Source organism: Dyella sp. (genome assembly GCF_035508675.1).
Lineage (GTDB): Bacteria > Pseudomonadota > Gammaproteobacteria > Xanthomonadales > Rhodanobacteraceae > Dyella_B.
The window spans coordinates 1-5923 of the sequence record NZ_DATJMN010000212.1 but is presented as its reverse complement, the minus strand read 5'-3'; the positions used below and the strand labels follow the sequence as shown (position 1 = coordinate 5923).

General features: G+C 65.4%; 6 protein-coding genes. 5 read left to right on the top strand and 1 reads right to left on the bottom strand.

The window, feature by feature from the left end:
- The 5 genes from VMA74_RS11055 to pcp all read left to right on the top strand — a co-directional run.
- On the top strand, positions 1-691 hold a 691-nt coding region (locus VMA74_RS11055), incomplete at its 5' end, for a biotin-dependent carboxyltransferase family protein (RefSeq protein WP_325366885.1).
- Positions 688-1479 (top strand): 5-oxoprolinase subunit PxpA, encoded by a 792-nt coding sequence (locus tag VMA74_RS11050; RefSeq protein WP_325366883.1) that lies wholly within the window; start codon positions 688-690, stop codon positions 1477-1479. The genes VMA74_RS11055 and VMA74_RS11050, both read left to right, overlap by 4 nt.
- Positions 1476-2156: a DUF969 domain-containing protein gene (locus tag VMA74_RS11045; protein ID WP_325366881.1), complete on the top strand. Its 681-nt coding sequence runs from the start codon at positions 1476-1478 to the stop codon at positions 2154-2156. Before VMA74_RS11050 ends, VMA74_RS11045 begins: the two co-directional genes overlap by 4 nt.
- A 2-nt stretch (positions 2157-2158) precedes the next feature.
- Positions 2159-3127: a 5-oxoproline transporter, DUF979 family subunit gene (locus tag VMA74_RS11040; RefSeq protein ID WP_325366879.1), complete on the top strand. Its 969-nt coding sequence runs from the start codon at positions 2159-2161 to the stop codon at positions 3125-3127.
- 10 nt (positions 3128-3137) lie between these two features.
- Complete coding sequence (gene pcp, locus VMA74_RS11035) at positions 3138-3791, top strand: pyroglutamyl-peptidase I (protein ID WP_325366877.1); 654 nt, start codon at positions 3138-3140, stop codon at positions 3789-3791.
- An 82-nt stretch (positions 3792-3873) separates the two neighbouring features.
- Here pcp and VMA74_RS11030 read toward each other — a convergent pair whose 3' ends face one another.
- Positions 3874-5673, bottom strand: coding sequence for an aminopeptidase P family protein (locus VMA74_RS11030; protein WP_325366875.1), 1800 nt, complete (start codon positions 5671-5673; stop codon positions 3874-3876).
- Positions 5674-5923 lie beyond the last annotated feature (250 nt).

The window sequence follows — 5923 nt, the reverse complement described above, 5'->3', positions numbered from 1 at the left end:
TCTACCCGCAGGCAGCCTACTGCGCTTCGGCGGCATGCGCCATGGCTGCCGCAGTTATCTTGCGGTGCGCGGTGGTTTCGACAGCGTGCCCCTGCTTGGCAGCCGCAGCGCCGATCTGCACGCGTGCATCGGCCGGGCCATCCGTGCCGGCGATGTGCTGACGATCGGTCAGCATGACCCGGTTTCCTGGTTTCGTGCCGACAAGCGCGTGCAGGCCTTGCGCTGGGGGCTCGATCCACAGCCGTGGCTCGACTATGCGCAAGTGCCGCTGGCGCTGATGCGCGGCCATCACTACGCCGCGCTCGACGACCACGCGCAACGCGCCCTGTTTGCGCAACGCTTCGTGATCAGCAAGGACAGCAATCGCACCGGCAACCGCCTGGACGGCCTGCCGCTGCGCTTGCGCGAACCGCTGGAATTGATCTCCGAAGCCAGCTTGCCCGGCACGCTGCAACTGCCGCCTTCCGGGCAACCGATCCTGTTGCTGGCCGAGGCGCCGGTGACCGGCGGCTACCCACGCATCGGCCAGCTCGCTGCGGCGGATCTTCCGCGCATCGCCCAACGTCGGCCGGGCGATGCCGTATATTTCCGCGAGACCTCGATGGACGCGGCCATGCAGCGCCTGCGCAAGCGCGAGGCATCCCTGCGGCAACTGCTTCAACGCATTGAACAACGTCTGGAATCGCCATGAAACTTTCCTCCGCCAGGACCATCGACCTCAACAGCGACCTGGGCGAGTCCTTCGGCGCGTGGCGCATGGGCAACGATGCCGCGCTGCTGGCCATCGTCAGCTCGGCCAATATCGCGTGCGGTTTCCATGGCGGCGATCCAGACATCATGCGCGGCACCGTGGCGATGGCGGTGGAGCATGACGTGGCCATCGGTGCGCACGTATCGCTGCCCGACTTGCAAGGGTTTGGACGCCGTGAGATGGCGGTGACACCCAACGAAGCCTATGCACTCACGCTGTACCAGATCGGGGCGCTGCATGGATTCGCGCAAGCCGCCGGCACGCGGTTGCGCCACGTCAAACCGCACGGTGCCCTGTACAACATGGCGGCGCGCGATGCGAAGCTGGCGGCGGCGATCGCGCGTGCCGTGCGCGACTTCGACCCTGCGTTGCGTCTGTTCGGCCTGGCCAACTCGGCGTTGATCGACGCGGGCAAGGCGATGAACCTGCCGGTGGCGGCCGAGGCATTCGCTGACCGCCGTTATCGTGCCGATGGCAGCCTGCAACCGCGGCGCGAGCCGGACGCGGTGATCCAGGAAAGCGACGAGGCCATCGCGCAGGCGATGGGCATGGCGCGCGAGGGACAGGTGCGTGCGGTCGACGGCAGCATGGTCGCATTGCAGGCCGACACCTTGTGCGTGCATGGCGATGGCAACCATGCCGTGGATTTTGCGAGGGAACTGCGCGCCGCACTGGAAGCCGCCGGCATCGGCATCGTTGCCCCGCACGGCGCGGAGCAACAGGCATGAATTATTGGCCGTTGCTGGGCGTCGCCGTCATCGTCATCGGCTTTGCGTTGCGCTTCAATGCGGTGCCGGTGGTGGTCTGCGCAGCCATCGTCAGCGGTTTGCTGGCCGGGCTGCACCTGCCTGATCTGCTGGCGCTGCTCGGCAAGAGTTTCGTGTCGTCGCGCCTGCTGTTGCTGTTCGTGCTGACCCTGCCCGCTATCGGCCTACTTGAACACGCCGGCTTGCGCGAGCATGCCCAGCAATGGATGGGCCGCATGCGCGGCCTTACCTTCGCGCGTCTGCTGATCGGTTACTTGCTGGTGCGCGAAGGGCTGGCGATGCTGGGTCTGACCGGCGTGGCGGGTCCGGCCCAAACGGTGCGTCCACTGTTGGCGCCGATGGGCGAGGCCGCTGCCGAGAAGATTCATCCGGGCCTTAGCGATGCCGATCGCGACGACGTGCGCGCCGTGGCTGCGGCGACCGACAACATCGGCCGCTTCTTTGGCGAAGATGTCTTCATTGCCTTGGGTGCCGTGCTGCTTATCCAGGGTTTCTACGTGCAACACGGCATCGATCTCACGCCATTGTCCATTGCGCTATGGGCCTTGCCCACGGCCATCGCCGCCTTTGTGATCCAGTCGGTGCGCGTCTGGCTGTTTCAGCGCCGGCTGGTGCGCCGTGCCCGGAATGGAGCCTGAGCATGCTGCGCATCGAGCATGTGTATTGGCTGATCGCGATCTTTCTACTGTTTAGCGCGTGGCGCAATCTGCGCGAGCGACAGCTTGCGCGTGCCGCGTTCTGGTTGTTGTTGGGCGCGCTGTTCGCCGGCGGCGACGAAGTGCTGGCGCAGCAGAAAGCCGGCAATCCATGGCCGGCCCAGCTCGCCGGGTGCATGGTGATCGCACTTGCGTTACTGGCGCCCCTGCTGCGCCGGCAGCCGCATCCGGAAACCGCCAGCGCCGAGGCGCGCATGGCGTCGGCCCTGCGGCTTGGTCACAAGTTATTCGTGCCGGCCTTGCTGATTCCCTTGGTGACGCTGCTGGTTGCACTGTTGGGGGCGCATCTCGCTATCGGGCACGTGGCGCTGTTTGCCAAGCCGCAGATGACGCTGACCGGACTCGGGCTGGCCTGCGTGGTGGCTTTGCTCGCCGCCGCTCGCGTCGCGCAGGCGCCACCCCATCAAGGTTTGGCAGAAGGCCGGCGCCTGCTCGACGCGATTGGGTGGACGGCGTTGTTGCCGTTGTTGCTGGCGGCGCTTGGCGAGGTGTTCACGCAAAGCGGCGTGGGCGCCGACATTGCGGCGCTGGCGAGCATGCTGCTTCCCGAAGGCAACGCTTTCATGTGTTTGCTGGTGTTCGCGTTCGGCATGGTGCTGTTCACGGTGATCATGGGCAACGCGTTTGCGGCGTTCCCGGTGATGATGGCTGGCATTGGTTTGCCGCTGCTGGTGCAGCGCTATGGCGCCCATCCAGCCATCCTCGGCTCCATGGGCATGCTGTGCGGTTATTGCGGCACGCTGCTGACGCCGATGGCAGCCGACTACAACCTGGTGCCCGCTGCACTGCTGGAGCTGCGCAATCCTTATGGTGTGATCCGCGCACAGGCCTGGAGCGCGGCGGCCATCTTTGTCGTCACTTTCATTACCATGTGGCTGCTGGTCTTCCATTGATATTGCTTCCATGAGCACACCGCCACGCATCCTGCTCACCGGCTTCACGCCGTTCGGCAACGAGGACGTCAACCCGTCGTGGGAAGCCGTGCGCGTGCTCGATGGCACGCCTATTGGCGGCCATGTGGTGGTGGCGCGCCTGCTGCCGACCGCCTTCGCCGAATCGCAACGCGAACTGGCATCGCTGATGGACGAGCTCGAACCGGCGATCCTACTTGGCGTAGGGCAGGCGGGCGGGCGCAGCCGTCTTTCCATCGAGCGCGTGGCGATCAATGTGCAGGATGCACGCATACCCGACAATGCGGGCGCGCAGCCCATCGATGTCGCGGTGGTGGCGGATGGCCCTGCTGCTTACTTCAGCACGCTGCCGATCAAGGCGATGCTCAAGGCGCTGCTCGCCGCGGGCTTGCCGGCCGAGGTGTCCAACACGGCGGGGACCTTTGTCTGCAACCACGTGGCCTACCTGATGTTGCACCTGGCTGCATCGCGCCGCGATGTACGCGCGGGCTTCATCCACATTCCGTATCTGCCTGAGCAGGCAGCGCGTTTTCCGAATGCCCCGAGCATGAACAGGGATGATGTCGTGCGTGCGCTATCCATTGCGCTGGAGGTTGCGGCGACGCGGCGTGGTGATGACCACTTCGGTGCCGGCACGCTGGATTGAGAGCGGTTGGGTATGTGTAGCCGTCATTCCCGCTTTCGCGGGCATGACGGCCATGAGGCTGCGCGGCGGTATCAGCGCACGCCTAGAGCGGTGCGCAATGCTTTTCCAGCCACGCCAGGTCCGCGTCTTCCAGCAAGGGCGCCAGCGCTGCGCGCACGGTGGCGTGGTAGTCGTCCAGCCAGGCGCGTTCTTCCGGGTTCAGCAGCGCCGGCTCCAGCGCGCGGCGATCGAACGGGCAGAGGGTCAAGGTTTCGAACGCGTAGAAGACGCCGAACTCGGTCTCGTCGGCTTCGACCACCACGGCGAGGTTTTCGTGGCGGATACCGTGGCGGGCAGGCTTATATAAGCCGGGCTCGATCGAGGTGATCATGCCGGGTTCCAGCGGCACCAGCGTGGCGCCGGAAACGGGCGGGCGGATGCCGTGCGGCCCTTCGTGCACATTCAAGAAATAACCCACGCCGTGTCCGGTGCCGTGGCCGTAGTCCATGCCGCTGGCCCACAGCGGTGCGCGCGCCAGGGCATCCAGTTGCGGGCCGCTGGCGCCTTTCGGAAAGCGTGCGCGGGAAAGCGCAATCGCGCCTTTCATGACCAGCGTGGCATCGCGTCGTTGTTCGGAGGTGGTCGGCCCCAGTGCCAGCACGCGGGTAATGTCGGTGGTGCCGCCCAGGTATTGGCCGCCGGAATCGATCAGCAGCAGGCCGTGGCGCTGCAACGTGTTGTGCGCTTCGGGCGTGGCGCGATAGTGCGGCAGTGCGCCGTTCTCCATGTAGCCGGCGATGGTGGCGAAACTTTCGCCGACGAAGTTCGGTTGCGCCGAGCGTTCGTCGCGCAGCAGTGCGTCCACGTCCAGCTCGGTCTGCGCCATGCCGGCGGCGAGCCGTTCTTCCAGGCGGCGAAAGGCGCGCACCAGCGCGGCGCCGTCGCGGCGCATCACTTCGCGGATGTGCGCCAATTCGCTCTTGCTCTTGATGGCCTTGAACGCCGTGGAGGGGTTTTGGGTTTCGACGCGCTTCACCTCCGGGGCCACGGCTTGCAACACTTGGCTTACCACGCGGCCCGGATCGAACAGCAAGCTGTCGCTGGCTTTCAATTCGCCCAGCGCATCGGTGAGCGTGGCGTAGTTGGCAACGCGAATGCCGTCGGCGCTGAGCGCGGCGACGGTGTCATCCTTGAGCTTGTCCCGATCGACGAATAGCGTGGTCGGTCCGGACGACTCCACCAGCAGATGCGCCAGGAATACGGGATTGCACTCGACATCACTGCCGCGCAGGTTGGTGAGCCAGGCGACGTCGTCCAGGCTGGAGACGAGGTGATGCGTGGCGTGCTGCTTGCGCATTGCATGGCGCAGCTTCTCAAATTTCTCGGCGCGGGTGGTGCCGGCATAGGTGAGCGGATGTTCGAACACCGGTGCCTGGGGCAGGGCGGGGCGATCGCGCCACACCATGCCAGGCAGATCGAGATCGACGCGCAGCGTAGCGCCGACGCTGGCCAGCAGCCGTTCGATCTGACGCTGTGTTGCAACCGAGACGCTGTCGCCGGTGACGGCGACCACATCGCCCTGATGCAGATGCTGCTGCAACCAGGTCAGATGTTCGGGCGCATGCGATACGCGCTGCTTCATCAACGCAATACCACTGCCTGCAAGCTGTTGTTCGGCCTGCGAGAAATAGCGCGAATCGGTCCATAGCCCGGCGTCCCTCGCGGTGACCAGCAAGGTGCCGGCCGAACCGTCGAACCCGGATAGCCATTGGCGTGCTTGCCAATGGGCAGGCAGGTATTCCGACAAATGCGGATCGGCGGTGGGGACGAGGCAGGCGGCGATGCCATGCCTGGCCATCATGTCGCGCAAGGCGGCGATGCGGGCGGGAATCGGATTGCTCATTGGCGCATGGTAGCAGGCCTATCGTGCGGACTTTATGCATAGGGATGTGCTGCGCAGGCGGGCGCAGCATGCGCATCTTTTGCGCTTCTCGTGCGCGGATTTTTCATCCCGGCGCATCGCCCGCGACATTCTGTCTAGCGGCCGCGGCGGGCCGCAGGCTAGTCACACCTTGCTGCAGCGCGATAACATAGCTGAGTCGTTCCCCACGACACCTCCCAATTCGTCCTTCTCAAGAGTCGTTCGTGAACAA